The 13,817-nt window shown below is 71.1% G+C and carries 11 protein-coding genes; 2 read left to right on the top strand and 9 right to left on the bottom strand.

Annotated features, from left to right (window positions below; genetic code table 11):
* Positions 1–14: 14 nt before the first annotated feature.
* The gene (locus BIU98_RS00425; RefSeq protein ID WP_071269623.1) at positions 15–1,226 is read right to left on the bottom strand and encodes an ABC transporter permease; all 1,212 of its coding nucleotides are present in this window, start codon (positions 1,224–1,226) and stop codon (positions 15–17) included.
* Positions 1,223–2,155, bottom strand: coding sequence for an ABC transporter ATP-binding protein (locus BIU98_RS00430; RefSeq protein ID WP_071269625.1), 933 nt, complete (start codon positions 2,153–2,155; stop codon positions 1,223–1,225). The genes BIU98_RS00425 and BIU98_RS00430 overlap by 4 nt, the downstream gene beginning before the upstream one ends.
* Before the next feature lie 108 nt (positions 2,156–2,263).
* Between BIU98_RS00430 and BIU98_RS00435 the strand changes: the two genes are divergently transcribed.
* Positions 2,264–2,881 (top strand): hypothetical protein, encoded by a 618-nt coding sequence (locus BIU98_RS00435; RefSeq protein ID WP_071269627.1) that lies wholly within the window; start codon positions 2,264–2,266, stop codon positions 2,879–2,881.
* Positions 2,881–3,471 carry a hypothetical protein gene (locus BIU98_RS00440; RefSeq protein ID WP_071269629.1) on the top strand — a complete coding sequence of 197 codons (591 nt, stop codon included), beginning with the start codon at positions 2,881–2,883 and terminating at the stop codon, positions 3,469–3,471. The genes BIU98_RS00435 and BIU98_RS00440 overlap by 1 nt, the downstream gene beginning before the upstream one ends.
* Before the next feature lie 27 nt (positions 3,472–3,498).
* Here the strand turns inward: BIU98_RS00440 and BIU98_RS00445 are convergent, their stop codons facing one another.
* The 7 genes from BIU98_RS00445 to BIU98_RS00475 form a co-directional block, all read right to left on the bottom strand.
* Entirely contained in the window at positions 3,499–4,731 is a 1,233-nt protein-coding gene (locus tag BIU98_RS00445; RefSeq protein WP_071270465.1) for an alpha-hydroxy acid oxidase, read from the bottom strand.
* An 86-nt stretch (positions 4,732–4,817) separates the two neighbouring features.
* Positions 4,818–6,308: a rhamnulokinase family protein gene (locus tag BIU98_RS00450; protein WP_071269631.1), complete on the bottom strand. Its 1,491-nt coding sequence runs from the start codon at positions 6,306–6,308 to the stop codon at positions 4,818–4,820.
* 4 nt (positions 6,309–6,312) lie between these two features.
* Positions 6,313–8,397: a bifunctional rhamnulose-1-phosphate aldolase/short-chain dehydrogenase gene (locus BIU98_RS00455; protein ID WP_083392866.1), complete on the bottom strand. Its 2,085-nt coding sequence runs from the start codon at positions 8,395–8,397 to the stop codon at positions 6,313–6,315.
* Position 8,398: 1 nt separating this feature from the next.
* Positions 8,399–9,571, bottom strand: coding sequence for an L-rhamnose isomerase (gene rhaI / locus BIU98_RS00460; protein ID WP_071269633.1), 1,173 nt, complete (start codon positions 9,569–9,571; stop codon positions 8,399–8,401).
* Between the two features lie 49 nt (positions 9,572–9,620).
* Entirely contained in the window at positions 9,621–11,918 is a 2,298-nt protein-coding gene (locus BIU98_RS00465) for a family 78 glycoside hydrolase catalytic domain (protein WP_071269635.1), read from the bottom strand.
* A 160-nt stretch (positions 11,919–12,078) separates the two neighbouring features.
* Positions 12,079–12,957, bottom strand: coding sequence for a carbohydrate ABC transporter permease (locus BIU98_RS00470; protein WP_071269637.1), 879 nt, complete (start codon positions 12,955–12,957; stop codon positions 12,079–12,081).
* On the bottom strand, positions 12,954–13,808 hold the full coding sequence (locus BIU98_RS00475) for a carbohydrate ABC transporter permease (protein WP_083392867.1): 855 nt from the start codon (positions 13,806–13,808) through the stop codon (positions 12,954–12,956). The genes BIU98_RS00470 and BIU98_RS00475 overlap by 4 nt, the downstream gene beginning before the upstream one ends.
* Between the last annotated feature and the right edge of the window lie 9 nt (positions 13,809–13,817).

The following is a 13,817-nucleotide window of genomic DNA, read 5'->3' on the forward strand; positions in this document are numbered from 1 at the left end:
GGTGACGTGACCGGTCAGGAGCGTCGCCAGGACGCGATCTGGCGGAGCGTCACCTTGGAGCCGTACTGGGCGACGGAGTGCCGGAACAGGTACTGCGCGAACCAGAGCAGCAGGACCGCCACCCCGAAGACCTCGACGATGCAGATGACGGACTCCAGCGGGGACAGCGCCCCGACGGCGTTCCGGACCATCGCGGTGATGGGGGTGAAGGTGGGGAAGTACGTGAAGAAGGCCACGACCGGGCTGGACGGGCTCGTCATCACGAAGAACGCCGCGTACACCGGGATGACCAGGGCGAAGATGGCGGTGGACTGCAGGGCGGAGGCGTCCTTGATCGAGGGGACCGCTGCGCCGACCGCGACGAACAGCGCCGAGGCCAGCAGCACCCCACCGACGAGCAGCAGGGCTCCGACGAGCATCCGCCACGGGTCGATCGTCACGTGCCCGACCCGACCGGCGAGCAGGGGCACCACCACCACGAGCGACAGCAGCCCCGGCACCAGGAAGACGCCGATCTGCACCAGGCAGACCAGGAGCATCGCCACGACCTTGCCGCGGATGAGGTCACCGGCGGTCACCGTGGTCAGGATCATCTCGGAGATCCGGTTCTCCTTCTCCTCCACGACGACCGTCACCATGCGGGCGGCGAGCAGGATCACGAGCCCGAAGAACGCGGCGACGTACAGCAGCGGCGGCACGATCGACAGCCACCCGGGGGCGACCCGGCCGTCGGCGTAGGCGGTGACGTCCGTCGTCGGTGGTGAGCGCAGGAGCTCGACGGCCTCGTGGTCGTCGATGCCCGCGGCCACGCTCTGCTCGAGCACCCGCTGCGCCTGGTCCGCGTACGCGGTGTTCTCGAACAGCCCGCGGTCCGTCGCGGTGATCCGGATCGACTCGGTCGAGGGCTTCGCCGGGAACACGACGAGGGCGTCGAGCCGGCCGGCGACGACGTCAGCGCGGTCCCCGGACTCGTCGTCGGACGGGGTCCCGCCCCACCGTGCGGCGACGGACTCGGAGACGAGGCCCGACCGGTCGACGTAGTGGAACGGGGTCTTCGTCGCCGAGGACCGCGAGAGTGCGGAGTCGGTGCCGGCGGCCTGTCCGACGCCGACCAGCAGCGACACGAGGACGACGACCAGGGGCAGCGCGAGCGTGCCGATCCAGAACGCCGGCTTCTTGACCGCGCGGGTGAACTCGAACCGGATGACGGTGCCGATGCGGCTCATCGTGTGCTCCTGGCGGTCTCGTCGGCGAGGGCGTCGTGGCCGTAGACCTGCACGAAGATCTCGTCGAGGGGGATCCGGCGCATCTCGAAGCCGGTCACGTGCACGCCGGCGCCGACCAGGGCGGCGAGGATGTCCGACCCGTCCGCCGCCGCGGTCGTCGACGGGACGAGGTAGGCGACGTGGCCCTCGTGCCGCGCGAGCTTGTAGAGGGGGGAGCGGGGGACCGGACCGCTCAGGGAGACCTTGGCGACCGCACCGCCGAATGCGTCTTGCACCTCGGGGATGGTGCCGTACGCCGCGGCGTCACCGTCCTTGAGGAGCAGGATCCGGTCGCACAGCCGCTCGACCTCGTCCATGTGGTGCGTCACGAGGACGACGGTCGCGCCGTCGGCCTTCCGTTCGTCGACCAGGTCGAGCAGGAGCCGGCGGTTCACCGGATCGAGGCCCTTCGTCGGCTCGTCGAGGATGAGCAGCCGCGGGCGGTCCATGATCGTGATACCGAGCTGCACCTTCTGCTGCTGCCCACCGGAGAGCTTGTCGACCCGGAGCTTGGCCTTGTCCGCCAGACCGACCCGGGCGAGGTAGTCCATCGACCACGCGGTCGCGGCCGGGCGCTTCATCCCGCGGAGGGCCGCGAAGTAGGTCATCACGTCGAGGACGGACTCCTTGCGGTAGAGCCCGCGCTCCTCGGGCAGGTACCCGATGCCGCCGGTGGCCGGACGGTAGGGGTGCCCGTCGATCGTCAGCGTGCCGGACGTCGGAGCGGTGATGCCGAGGAGCGCGCGGATCGTCGTGGTCTTCCCCGAGCCGTTGCTGCCGAGGAGCCCGAAGGTCTCACCGGGGGTGACGTCGAACGACAGACCGTCCACCACGGCGCGGTCCCCGAACCGCATCACGAAGTCCTGCACGCTGATGCTCGCCCCGGCCATGGAGCCCCCTTCCCGCTGCGTTGACCCTACCGGCCCCGCGTGTGGCTCAGCTTCCCAGGCACCGCCGACCCGGCACGGGCAGGCTGTCCTTGACTGAGAGGAACTCACATGGACCGCATCCGGCGTCTGCCGCTCCCGGCACTGCTGCCGATCCTGTTCGTCGTGGTGGGCGGGCTGTACTTCCTGTTCGGGCTGGCGGGGAACCCGTCGCGCGAGCACGTGGTCGCGCGACTGATCGGTGCCCTGTTCTACGCGACGGGCATGACCGTCGTGTTCGGCATCCTGATCGCCGTGCGTCGCCGGAAGGCCGGCGGGGCGGATGCCGTCACGGCGATGCAGCGCACGATCCGCACCGGCGATGTCCCGGCCGACGCTGACACGGCGACGTGGATCCCGGAACTCGAGCGCTACCGGGTCCGGTACCGCCGCAACCGCTGGGCCGTCCCGATCATGTTCGTCGTGTTCGCTGCGCTCTGTGTGACCCTGGCGTTCTCGGTGAGCCCGGTCTGGTGGCTGTTCCTCGTGCTGTTCGCCGGGCTCTGCGCCTACTCCGTCTGGGAGACCCGTCGAGCGCTCCGGAACCTGGACTCCTCGCTCGACGAGCTGCGTCGTCGCCCCATCACCTCGGCGCCGGCGGGCTCGGCTCCCGGGACGCCGCAGCCGACCGCCGGTGCCACCTGGACCCTGCCCGGCGACGAGGCACCCCGACCGAACGACGCCAGCTGATGTCAGCCGCGCTCGAGCGGTTCCGCAGCATGCCCATGCCGGTGCTGCTCCCGGTCCTCTTCGTCGTGCTCGCAGCACTGTGGCTCGGGATCGGGTACGTCGTGTTCCCGGCCGATCAGCCGCTCGTGGCGCGGCTGATCGGCACGCTTTTCTACGCGGGCGCCATGACGGTGTTCTTCGGCGTGTACATCGGTCGAGCGCGGCGCCGGTCCGGAGGACCCTCGGAACTCGTGCGGATGCAGCGCGCGATGAAGTCGGGCGTGGTGCCGGCTGACGTCGCCACGGAGCCGTGGACCGCCATGTTCGAGCAGTGGCACCGGCAGTACCGTCGCTTCCGATGGCTGGGGCCTGCACTCTTCGGGGTGATGACGCTGCTCGGCGTCGGGCTCGCCCTGACCCAGACCGCGATCTGGTGGATCGGCGTCGTGTTCCTGGTCGGCCTGCTCGTGGTGACGACGATCGACGTGCGGCGGGGGCTGCGCACCATCCCGGTCGTCCTCGCCGAGCTGCGCCACCGCGCGCGGACCGGGACCCACGCTGACGGACTCCCGCCGACCGCGGGCACCGCCTGGACCCTGCCCCGCGACTAGGCACCCCGACCCTAGGACTCGTCTCCGTCAGCGGGGGATCGGGGCCAGGCGCTGCAGCTGGGTGACGTGGCCGGGTTCGAGCTCCTCGAGGGACGCGACGCCGAGCAGCCGCATGGTCCGCTCGATCTGCTCGGACAGGATCTGGATCATCCGGTCGACGCCGGCCTCGCCCCCGGCCATCAGCCCGTAGAGGTACGCCCGCCCGACCATCGTGTACCGGGCGCCGAGTGCGACGGCCGCGACGACGTCCGCGCCGGACATGATGCCCGTGTCGAGGTGCACCTCGGTGTCCATGCCGACCTCCTTCACCACGGAGGGCAGCAGGTGGAACGGGACCGGCGCGCGGTCGAGCTGGCGTCCGCCGTGGTTCGACAGGGTGATGCCGTCGACGCCCATCGCGGCCAGGCGCTTGGCGTCCGCCAGGGACTGCACGCCCTTGACCACGATCTTGCCCTTCCACTGTGTGCGGATCCAGGCGAGGTCCTCGTACGTGACGGTCGGGTCGAACATGTGGTCGAGGAGCTCGCCGACGGTCCCGGACCAGCGGTCGAGTGATGCGAACGCCAGGGGCTCGGTCGTCAGGAAGTCGAACCACCACCACGGGCGGGGGATCGCGTTGACGATCGTCTTCACGCCGAGCTGCGGCGGGATCGAGAACCCGTTGCGCTTGTCGCGGAGGCGCGCTCCCGCGACGGGCACGTCGACGGTGACGAGCAGCGTGTCGAAGCCGGCCGCCTCGGCGCGGGAGACCAGCGCCATCGACTTCTCGCGGTCCTTCCACATGTAGAGCTGGAACCAGTTGCGTCCGTGGGGGTTGGCGTCGCGGACGTCCTCGATCGCGGTGGTGCCCATCGTGGACAGGGCGAACGGGATGCCCGCGCGGCCTGCGGCTCGGGCCCCGGCGCGCTCGCCCTCGGTCTGCATCATCCGCGTGAAGCCGGTGGGCGCGATGCCGAACGGGTACGCCACCGGAGCGCCGAGGACGTCCCAGTCAGTGCGGACGGTCGACACGTCGCGGAGGACCGCGGGTGTGAACTCGATGTCCTCGAACGCCTGTCGCGCGCGGGCGAGGGAGATCTCGGCCTCGGCGGCGCCCTCTGTGTAGTCGAACGCTGCCCGCGGGGTCCGTCGCTCGGCGATCGCCCGGAGGTCCCAGATCGTCAGCGCCTGGTCGAGCCGACGCCGACGGGCGTTGAGGTCCGGCTTCTTGAACTGCATGAGCGGCGCGAGGTCGCGCACGGTCGGCAGCTGCCGCTTCATCCGCGTCCGCGCGCTCGAGGCCGTGCCCGGAGTCGCTGCCGGTGCTCCCGTCGCGGGGTCGACGCGGTGCTGGTCGTCGGTCGAGGTCATGCAGACATCCTATGTCTCGTGGCGGATGGATGAGCGGGCGATTCGCGCTTCGGGAGGTACCGAACCGGGTCGACGGTCCGGGCGACCAGCGCTCGGAGGGCTTCCAGCGACGCCCCACGGAGTCCGGCGAGCCCGACGGCCCGCGCCTGCACCAGGACGTTGCCGAGTGCCGTGGCCTCGACGGGCCCGGCGAGGACGGGCAGCCCCGTCCGGTCGGCCGTGAGCTGGCAGAGCAGACGGTTCTGCGAGCCACCGCCGACGACGTGGACCTGTCGGACGTCCGTGCCGGTGACGGTGCTGACGGTCCGCAGCGTGTCGGCGTAGGCCGCAGCGAGTGACTCCAGGATCGACCGCACGACCTCGGCACGGGCCACCGGGGCCGCGAGCCCGCGCGCGGTGCACCAGGCGGCGATGCGTGCCGGCATGTCACCCGGCGGCGTGAACGACGCGTCCGCGGGGTCGAAGACGGGGACCGCGGTGGTGACGGCCGCGGCTGAGGCGAGCAGGGCCTCCAGGTCGATCGTGGAACCGTCCTGCTCCCAGGTCCGGACGCTCTCGGACAGCAGCCACAGGCCGGACACGTTCTTCAGGAACCGGACCCGGCCGTCGACGCCGCCCTCGTTCGTGCAGTTCGCTGCGCGCGCCGCGTCGGTGAGGACCGGGGCGTCGAGTTCGACGCCGACGAGCGACCAGGTGCCGGAGGAGATGTAGGCGAAGTCGGGTGCTGTCGCGGGGACCGCGACGACCGCGCTCGCGGTGTCGTGCGACCCGACGAGCGTGACCGCGGCACCGTGTGGACCGGTCCCGGCGCCGATGGCGGCCGCCACGGACGGCAGCAGGGGCCCGAGTCGGTCGCCCGGGTCGCGCAGGGTGGGGAGGAGCTCGGCCGGGAGGCTCGCAGCAGCCAGCAGCGCCGGGTCCCACCCACGCGTGGTCGCGCTGAGCAGCCCGGTGGTGGACGCGTTCGTGCGCTCGGCGGCCTCGACCCCGGTGAGCCGGAAGCCGAGCAGGTCGGGGACGAGGAGCGCCCGGTCGGCACGTCCGCGCGCGGGGTCGGCCGCGAGCTGGAACAGCGTGTTGAAGGGCAGCTGCTGCAGGCCGTTGCGGGCGTACAGCTCCGCAGGGCCCATCCGGGCGTGCACGATCCCGACGCCGCGCTCGTGCCGGTCGTCGCGGTAGTGCACCGGTGGCCCGAGCAGTCGCCCGTCGCGGAGCAGCCCGTAGTCGACCGCCCACGAGTCGATCCCGATGCTGGCGATCGCCGGGTGGCGGTGGAAGGCCTCGCGCAGACCGAGCGTCATCTGCCGGGACAGCTCCTCGACGTCCCAGTGCAGGGTGTCCCGACCGCCCTCGGTCCGCGTGACGGGGCCGTTCGGGAACCGGGCGACCTGCTCCGTCCGCACCCCGTCGGCGTCCACGTGGCCGACCACGACCCGCCCGCTCGTCGCACCGAGGTCCACCGCCGCGACGCTGCCGCCCGTGCTCACCGGGTCACCGGAGGAACGCGGCGGCCACGCCGGCGTCGACGGGCACGTGCAGCCCCGTGGTGTGGGAGAAGTCCGCCGTGCAGATGGCCGCGACGGCGTTGGCGACGTTCTCGGGCACGACCTCGCGCTTGAGGATCGTGCGCTGGGCGTAGAACGCCCCGAGGTCCTGCTCGTCGATGCCGTAGGTCGCCGCGCGGTTCGCTCCCCAGCCGCTCGCGAAGATGCCGGAGCCGCGGACGACCCCGTCGGGGTTGATGCCGTTCACGCGGATGCCGTGCTCGCCGAGCTCGGCCGCGAGCAGTCGGACCTGGTGCGCCTGGTCCGCCTTCGTGGCGGAGTACGCGATGTTGTTCGGCCCCGCGAACACCGCGTTCTTCGACGAGATGTACACGATGTCGCCGCCGAGGCCCTGCTCGATGAGCACCTTCGCGGCCGCCTTCGACACCAGGAACGAGCCCTTCGCCATGACGTCGTGCTGCAGGTCCCAGTCCTGCTCGGTGGTGTCGAGCAGGCTCTTGGACAGCGAGAGCCCGGCGTTGTTCACGACGAGGTCCAGGCCGCCGAAGTGCAGCAGCGTCTCCTGCACCGCCCGCTCGATGGCTGCGGCGCTCGTGACGTCCGCGGCGATGCCGACGCAGCGGTCCGTGTCGCCGATCTCGGCGGCGGCGGCCTGGGCCTTCCCGAGGTCGAGGTCCGCGATGACGACCGCGGCGCCGTCGGCCGCCAGGCGCGTCGCGATGGCCTTGCCGATGCCCGACGCGGCACCGGTCACCAGGGCGATGCGCGTCGCGAGCACCCTCGGGGCCGGCATCCGCTGGAGCTTCGCCTCCTCGAGCGCCCAGTACTCGATGCGGAACTTCTCGGCCTCGTCGATCGGGGCGTAGCTGCTGAGCGACTCGGCGCCCCGCATGACGTTGATCGCGTTCGTGTAGAACTCGCCGGCGACCCGGGCGGTCTGGGCGTCCCTGCCGTAGGAGAACATCCCGACGCCGGGCACGAGCACGATGAGCGGGTTGCCACCGCGGATCGCCGGACTCGTCTGGTCGGCGTGCCGGTCGTAGTAGGCCTGGTAGTCCGCGCGGTACTGCTCGTGCAGGACCTTCAGTCGCTCGATCGCGTCCTCGACGGAGGCCGTGGCGGGCAGGTCGAGGACCAGCGGCTCCACCTTCGTGCGGAGGAAGTGGTCCGGGCAGCTCGTGCCGAGGGCGGCCAGGCGCGGCGCCTGCTCGCTCGCCAGGAAGTCGAGCACGACGTCCGTGTCGGTGAAGTGCCCCACGACGGGCTTGTCGTGGCCGGCGATGCCGCGGATCGTGGGGGCGAGGGCGGCCGCACGCGCCCGGCGCTCCTCGGTCGGGAGCGCGCTGAAGCCCGGGCGCACGGGGCCGAACGGCTCCGGCTTCCCGTTCGCGGCGATGTACCGCTCGGCGGTGTCGATGATCCAGCGCGAGTTCGCCTCGGCTTCGTCGCTCGTGGCGCCCCACGCCGTGATGCCGTGGCCGCCCAGGATCGTGCCGATCGCCTCGGGGTGGTCGCGCTCAACGGCGGCGATGTCGAGCCCGAGCTGGAACCCTGGTCGACGCCACGGCACCCAGACGACCTGCTCGCCGAAGATCCGCTCGGTCAGGGCCGGGCCGTCCACGGCGGTGGCGATCGCGATGCCGGCGTCCGGGTGCAGGTGGTCGACGTGCGGGGCCCGCACGAGGGCGTGCATCGCCGTGTCGATCGACGGGGCAGCGCCGCCCTTCCCGAACAGGCAGTGGTCGAACGCGGCGACCATCTCGTCCTCGCGCTCGACGCCCGGGTAGACGCCCCGGAGCGCCCGGACCCGGTCGAGCCGCAGAACGGCGAGGCCCGTCGGGGTCAGCGTGCCGAGGTCGCCCCCGGAGCCCTTCACCCAGAGCAGCTCCACCGGGTCGCCCGTGACGGGGTCGGTGTCGGTGCCCGTCGCCGAGGTGTTGCCGCCGGCGTGGTTCGTGATGCGCGGGTCCAAGCCGAGCGCGTTCGAGCGCGCGATGAGCGCGGTGACCGTCGCGTCTGCGGTCGTGGGCTGCGGGGCGGGGTCGACCCGTGCCTCCTGCGTGTCTGTCATCTCACGCACCCCAACCGGCCTGCACGCCACCGACGCGGTCGGCCGCGATCGACTGCTGGTAGCCGGAGTCGAGGTAGGCGCGCATCGGGTTCGCCGGCAGCCCGCGCGACTCGCGCCAGCGCGCCAGGTCCGCTCGGACGTCCGTCTGGAAGGCGTCCATGAAGACCTCGTTGGCGCCGAGGACGTCGTGGGCCTCCTGCGCCGCGGTCAGGGCCACGCGGTCGAGGAGCAGCGCGCGCGCCGTCATCTCCTGCACGTTCAGCACCGAGCGGATCTGGCCGGGGATCTTGTCCTCGACGTTGTGGCACTGGTCGAGCATGAACGCGACGTCGGCGTTGTCGTACCCGCCGCCGCGGATGACCTCGACCAGGATGCGGAAGAGCTGGAACGGGTCGGCTGCGCCGACGATCAGGTCGTCGTCGGCGTAGAAGCGGGAGTTGAAGTCGAAGCTCCCGAGCTTCCCGAGGCGCAGCAGCTGCATCACGATGAACTCGATGTTCGTGCCGGGGGCGTGATGGCCGGTGTCGAGGCACACCATCGCCTTCGGGCCGAGGGCGAGTGTCTGCACGTAGCTGGTGCCCCAGTCCGGGACGTCCGTGTGGTAGAACGCCGGCTCGAAGAACTTGTACTCGAGCACCAGGCGCTGGTCGTCGCCGAGACGGTCGTAGATCGTGCTGAGCGACTCGTGCAGGCGGTCCTGGCGTTCGCGCATGTCGGCCTGGCCGGGGTAGTTCGAGCCCTCCGCGAGCCAGATCTTCAGGTCGCGGCTGCCCGTGGCGTCCATCACGTCGATGCAGCGCAGGTGGTGGTCGATCGCCTTCTGCCGGACGACCGCGTCGGTGTGGGTCAGCGCGCCGAACTTGTAGTCGTCGTCCTGGAACGTGTTCGAGTTGATCGTCCCGAGCCGCACACCCTGCTCCTCGGCATGGCGTCGCAGGTCAGCGAAGTCGTCCACGAGGTCCCACGGGATGTGCAGCGCCACCGTCGGGGCGAGCCCGGTGTACCGGTGCACCTGCGCGGCGTCGGCGATCTTCTCGTACGGGTCCCGCGGGGTGCCCGGCGTGGTGAACACCTTGAAGCGGGTGCCGGAGTTGCCGAAGGCCCATGACGGCAGTTCGATCTGCTGTCGTGCCAGTTGGTCGGCGATGCCGGCGAAGCTCGGGGTGGATGTCATCGTGTCACTTCCTCGTGTGCGAGTGGTTCGTGCTGCTGCGGCCGGGACATCAGGGCACCGGGACCGCGGCCGGCGCGCGCAGCTCGTGCGTGCCACCCGCCAGCTGCTGCTCTGCGAGCCCGGGCAGCCGGACCACCGCGGTGACGCCCTCGGGCACGGTCACCCGGACGAGCAGCTCCCCGTCGACGAGCTCCCACCGCACGGCGACGTGCCCGTGCACGGTGTCGAGCGAGGTCTCCGCCCAGGTCAGCCCACCACCGGGCTGCGGCGCGACGAGCACCGTCTCGTACCCGGGCGTCAGCGGCGCGAGGCCACCGACCACCCGGTGCATCCAGTCCGCCACGGCACCGAGTGCGTAGTGGTTGAACGAGGTCATCTCGCCCGGGTTGATCGTGCCGTCGGGCAGCATCGAGTCCCAGCGCTCCCACACCGTCGTCGCGCCCATGGTCACCGGGTACAGCCACGACGGGCACTCCGTCTGCAGCAGCAGCCGGTACGCGTCGTCGAGGTGCCCGGTCTGCGTCAGCGCGTCCGTGATGAACGGCGTCCCCGCGAAGCCCGTCGAGATCCGGTACCCGGACTCGGCCGCCAGCTCGGCGAGCCGGTCGCCGGCCGCACGGGTGTCCTCGTCGGAGAGGATCCCGAACACGATCGCGAGCGCGTAGACCGTGGTGCAGTCCGACCGGATGCGTCCGTCCGTCACGTAGTGCTCCCGGAACGCGGCCTGGAGGCTCGTGGCCATCTCCCGGGCCTCGCTCGTCTCCGCCTCGTGGCCGGGGAGCAGGGCGCCCGCCTCGGCGACGAGCGTCGCCGACCGGAACGCGCAGACCGTCGCGACGACGCCGGGGTCGGCCTTCGCCTTCGCGGCGTCCTCCGGCGGGGCGTCGGGGTCGAGCCAGTCGCCGAACTGGAAGACCGTGTCCCAGAGGCCCTGCGGCGAGAGGTGGTCGCGGATCCGACGCAGGTGCGCGGTCATCGAGTCGAACTGCTCCTCGAGCACCGCGGTGTCGCCGTACGCCTGGTACAGCGTCCACGGCACCCAGACCCCGGCGTCCGACCAGATCGCGGTGGCGTCGGGGACGCCGAAGTCCTCGGCGGGGGAGTACTTCAGCACGTCCGGCACCACGAACGGGATGACCCCGTCGGCGTGCTGCTGCTCGAGCCACACGTCGCGGAGCCAGTCGCCGAGGAAGGCCCTGGTGTCGAACAGGTACGACGCCGTCGGGGCGAACGCGGCGATGTCGCCCGTCCACCCGAGCCGCTCGTCGCGCTGCGGGCAGTCCGTCGGGACGCTGAGGAAGTTGCCCTGCATGCCCCGCACGACGTTCTCGTGGAAGGTGTTCAGCAGCTCTTGGCTCGACGTGAACCTGCCCGTGCGGGTGAGGTCGCTGCCGACCTGCACGGCGGTGACGGCCGCGCGGAGGTCGTCGAGCGAACCCGGCCACCCGTCGACCTCGGCGTACCGGAAGCCGTGGAAGGTGAAGCGGGGCTCGAAGACGTCCGGGGCGTCGGCGCCGCTGCCGCTCAGCGTGAAGTGGTCCGTCGCGTTCGCGGTGCGCAGGGGGCGGGTGCCGAGCTCGTCGTGCTCGAGCACCTCGGCGTGCCGGAGCGTCAGGACGGTGCCGGCGGGGCCGCTCGCCGTGACTCGCACCCACCCGACCAGGTTCACGCCGAAGTCGACGAGGGTCGCGCCGGACGGGCTCGTCCAGACGTCGACCGGGGCGATCTCCGCCAGGGGCCGGACGGGCGGCACGGTGTCGTCCACGAGCTCGCGGTCGCCGATCGACACCGTGTGGACGCCGGCTGCGTGCTGGACCTGCCCGGGGTGCTTCCACGTGGTGTCGTCCACCCGGGCGTCGACGTCCTGGCCGTCGTAGAGCTGGTCGTCGGTGATCGGGCTCGGCAACGCCTGCCAGTCGGTGTCCGTCGCGAGGGTCTGCTCGTGGCCGTCGGCGAAGGTGACGTGCAGTTCGGCGAACCCGGCGCGCTCGTCCGTGTACCAGCCGCCACCGCCGCCCCACGCGAGCCGACCGGCTGCCCAGCCGCGGCCGAGGACCAGGGCGAGCACGGCGGCGCTGCCCGGTGCGGCGGTGAGGTGCTCGGTGACGTCGTGCGAGACGACGCGGATGCGCCACTCGTAGCTCGTCCACCCGGGTTGGAGCAGGTGGTCCGAGACGCGGGTGCCGCCGAGCCAGGCCTCGACGACGCCGAGGGCGCTGACGTCGAGGGTCGCAGCGGTCACGGCGCCGTGGCCCGCGTCGAGGGTGAACTCCCGACGGAGGATCGGCGCGCTGCCGAAGGCGGCGTCGGCGTCGGCCGCGATGAAGGGTGCGGTCCAGGTGGTCATGGTGTCCTTCCGGCGGTCGTCGTCGTCGACGGCCGCGTCGTTGAGTCGGTGTGTCCGTGTGTCCGTGTGTCCGTGTGTCCGTGTGTCCGTGTGTCCGTGGGGCTGGCGGTGGTGGGCCGACCTGCGCGGGGCGGGTCGGGCCTCCTGGCCGGGGTGGGCGTCAGCCCTTGACGGCGCCGCTGGTCATGCCGGCGACGATCTGGCGTTGGAAGAAGACGTAGAGGATGAGCGGCGGGATCGTGATGAGGAGCACGTCGGTGAACAGCAGGTTCAACTGGCTGACGGACTGGCTCTGGAACGCGTAGAGCGTCTGCTGGACCGTGGCGTTCTCGGACCCGGGCAGGAAGTACAGCGGGTTCGCGAAGTCGTTGAACACCGCGACGGACTGCACGAGCACGACCGTGATGATGACCGGCTTGAGGAGCGGCAGGACCACCCCGAAGAACAGGCGGATCGGGCCGGCGCCGTCGAGCACGGCGGCCTCGTCGAGCTCCTTCGGGATCGTCGCCACGAACGCCCGGAACAGCAGGATGCAGAACGACAGGCCGAAGGTGGCCTCGATGAGGATCATCCCGCCCATGGTCTTGAACAGGTTGAGCCCCTGCAGCACCCAGATCGTCGGGACGATCGCCGGCGGGACGATGAGCCCGGCCAGGACGAAGAAGTTGATCAGCCCGTTCCACCGGCCAGGACGACGCTGCAGCACGTAGCCGACCATCGCGGAGAAGACCACCATGATGAGCACGCTGCCGACGGTCAGCACGGCGCTGTTCACGAACGCCCGGACGATGCCGGACTCGCCGCTCTGGAACACCGCCCGCAGGTTCTGCCACAGCTGCCAGTCCGTCGGCAGGGTGAAGCCGAGCTGGTTCGCCTCGGCCGGGGACTTCGCCGCCTGCAGCAGGACGAAGACGAACGGCACCAGGAACACGACGAACGACACCACGATGGCGACGATGCCGATGATCCACCGACGGACGGTGCCGGGGTGGCGCCTCCGTGGCTGTCGTGTGGGGCGTGCTGCGGTGACGGCGCTCACAGTTCCGGCTCCTTCCGGTTCAGCAGCCACGAGACCGGCACCATGATCGCCGTGACGACGACGAAGAGCACGACGTTGCCGGCGGTCGACAGGCCGTAGAAGCCCGCCTGGTACTGCTTGTAGATCACGCTCGCGATCACGTCGCTCGTGAAGCCGGGTCCGCCGCCGGTCATCGCCCAGATGAGGTCGAAGGACCGCAGGCCACCGATGAGCGACAGGATGATGACGGTGCCCATCGCCGGTCGGGACAACGGCAGGGTGATGTTCCGGAAGATCGTCCACGCGCTCGCACCGTCGACGCGCGCGGCCTCGAAGTACTCCTGCGGGATCGCGACGATGCCCGCGATGAAGATCAGGGTCGCGATGCCGACGCCCTTCCAGACGTCCACCGCCGCGACGCTCCACAGGGCGAGGGCGGGGTCGGTCAGCCATCCCGGCGTGGGGAGCCCGACCGAACCGAGGAGCCCGTTGACGATCCCGTGGAAGGGGTCGAGCAGGGCCTTGAAGGTGATGCCGATGCCGATGGTCGACACGAGCACCGGGAAGAACACGACCGCCCGGAGGTAGCCGCGCCCGAGCACCGGGGACGTGAGGAGCAGGGCGAGGGCGAGTCCGAGGACCACCTTCGCCGCGCTCGTCACGAACCCGTACTCGAACGTGTGGATGAACCCCGAGACGAGCTGGGGGTCCTGGAAGAACCGGACGAAGTTGTCGAACCCGATGAAGGTCTGGTCGAACAGCGTCCAGCGCGTCAGCGAGAACCAGAACCCGGCGAAGGTCGGGACCGCGAAGAACACGACGTACAGCGCGATCGCGGGGATGAAGAACCACGCGGGGTAGAACGACCGCATCTTCCCGCG

The organism is Curtobacterium sp. MMLR14_010 (assembly GCF_001865015.1).
GTDB lineage: Bacteria > Actinomycetota > Actinomycetes > Actinomycetales > Microbacteriaceae > Curtobacterium.

What these genes read in the sequence shown, in the direction of transcription:
- BIU98_RS00430 (WP_071269625.1), bottom strand. Translation starts at nt 2,155, where the DNA reads ATGGCCGGGGCGAGCATCAGCGTGCAGGACTTCGTGATGCGGTTCGGG.
- BIU98_RS00425 (WP_071269623.1), bottom strand. Translation starts at nt 1,226, where the DNA reads ATGAGCCGCATCGGCACCGTCATCCGGTTCGAGTTCACCCGCGCGGTC.
- BIU98_RS00465 (WP_071269635.1), bottom strand. Translation starts at nt 11,918, where the DNA reads ATGACCACCTGGACCGCACCCTTCATCGCGGCCGACGCCGACGCCGCC.
- BIU98_RS00445 (WP_071270465.1), bottom strand. Translation starts at nt 4,731, where the DNA reads ATGAAGCGGCAGCTGCCGACCGTGCGCGACCTCGCGCCGCTCATGCAG.
- BIU98_RS00475 (WP_083392867.1), bottom strand. Translation starts at nt 13,808, where the DNA reads ATGCGGTCGTTCTACCCCGCGTGGTTCTTCATCCCCGCGATCGCGCTG.
- rhaI (WP_071269633.1), bottom strand. Translation starts at nt 9,571, where the DNA reads ATGACATCCACCCCGAGCTTCGCCGGCATCGCCGACCAACTGGCACGA.
- BIU98_RS00440 (WP_071269629.1), top strand. Translation starts at nt 2,881, where the DNA reads ATGTCAGCCGCGCTCGAGCGGTTCCGCAGCATGCCCATGCCGGTGCTG.
- BIU98_RS00455 (WP_083392866.1), bottom strand. Translation starts at nt 8,397, where the DNA reads ATGACAGACACGCAGGAGGCACGGGTCGACCCCGCCCCGCAGCCCACG.
- BIU98_RS00435 (WP_071269627.1), top strand. Translation starts at nt 2,264, where the DNA reads ATGGACCGCATCCGGCGTCTGCCGCTCCCGGCACTGCTGCCGATCCTG.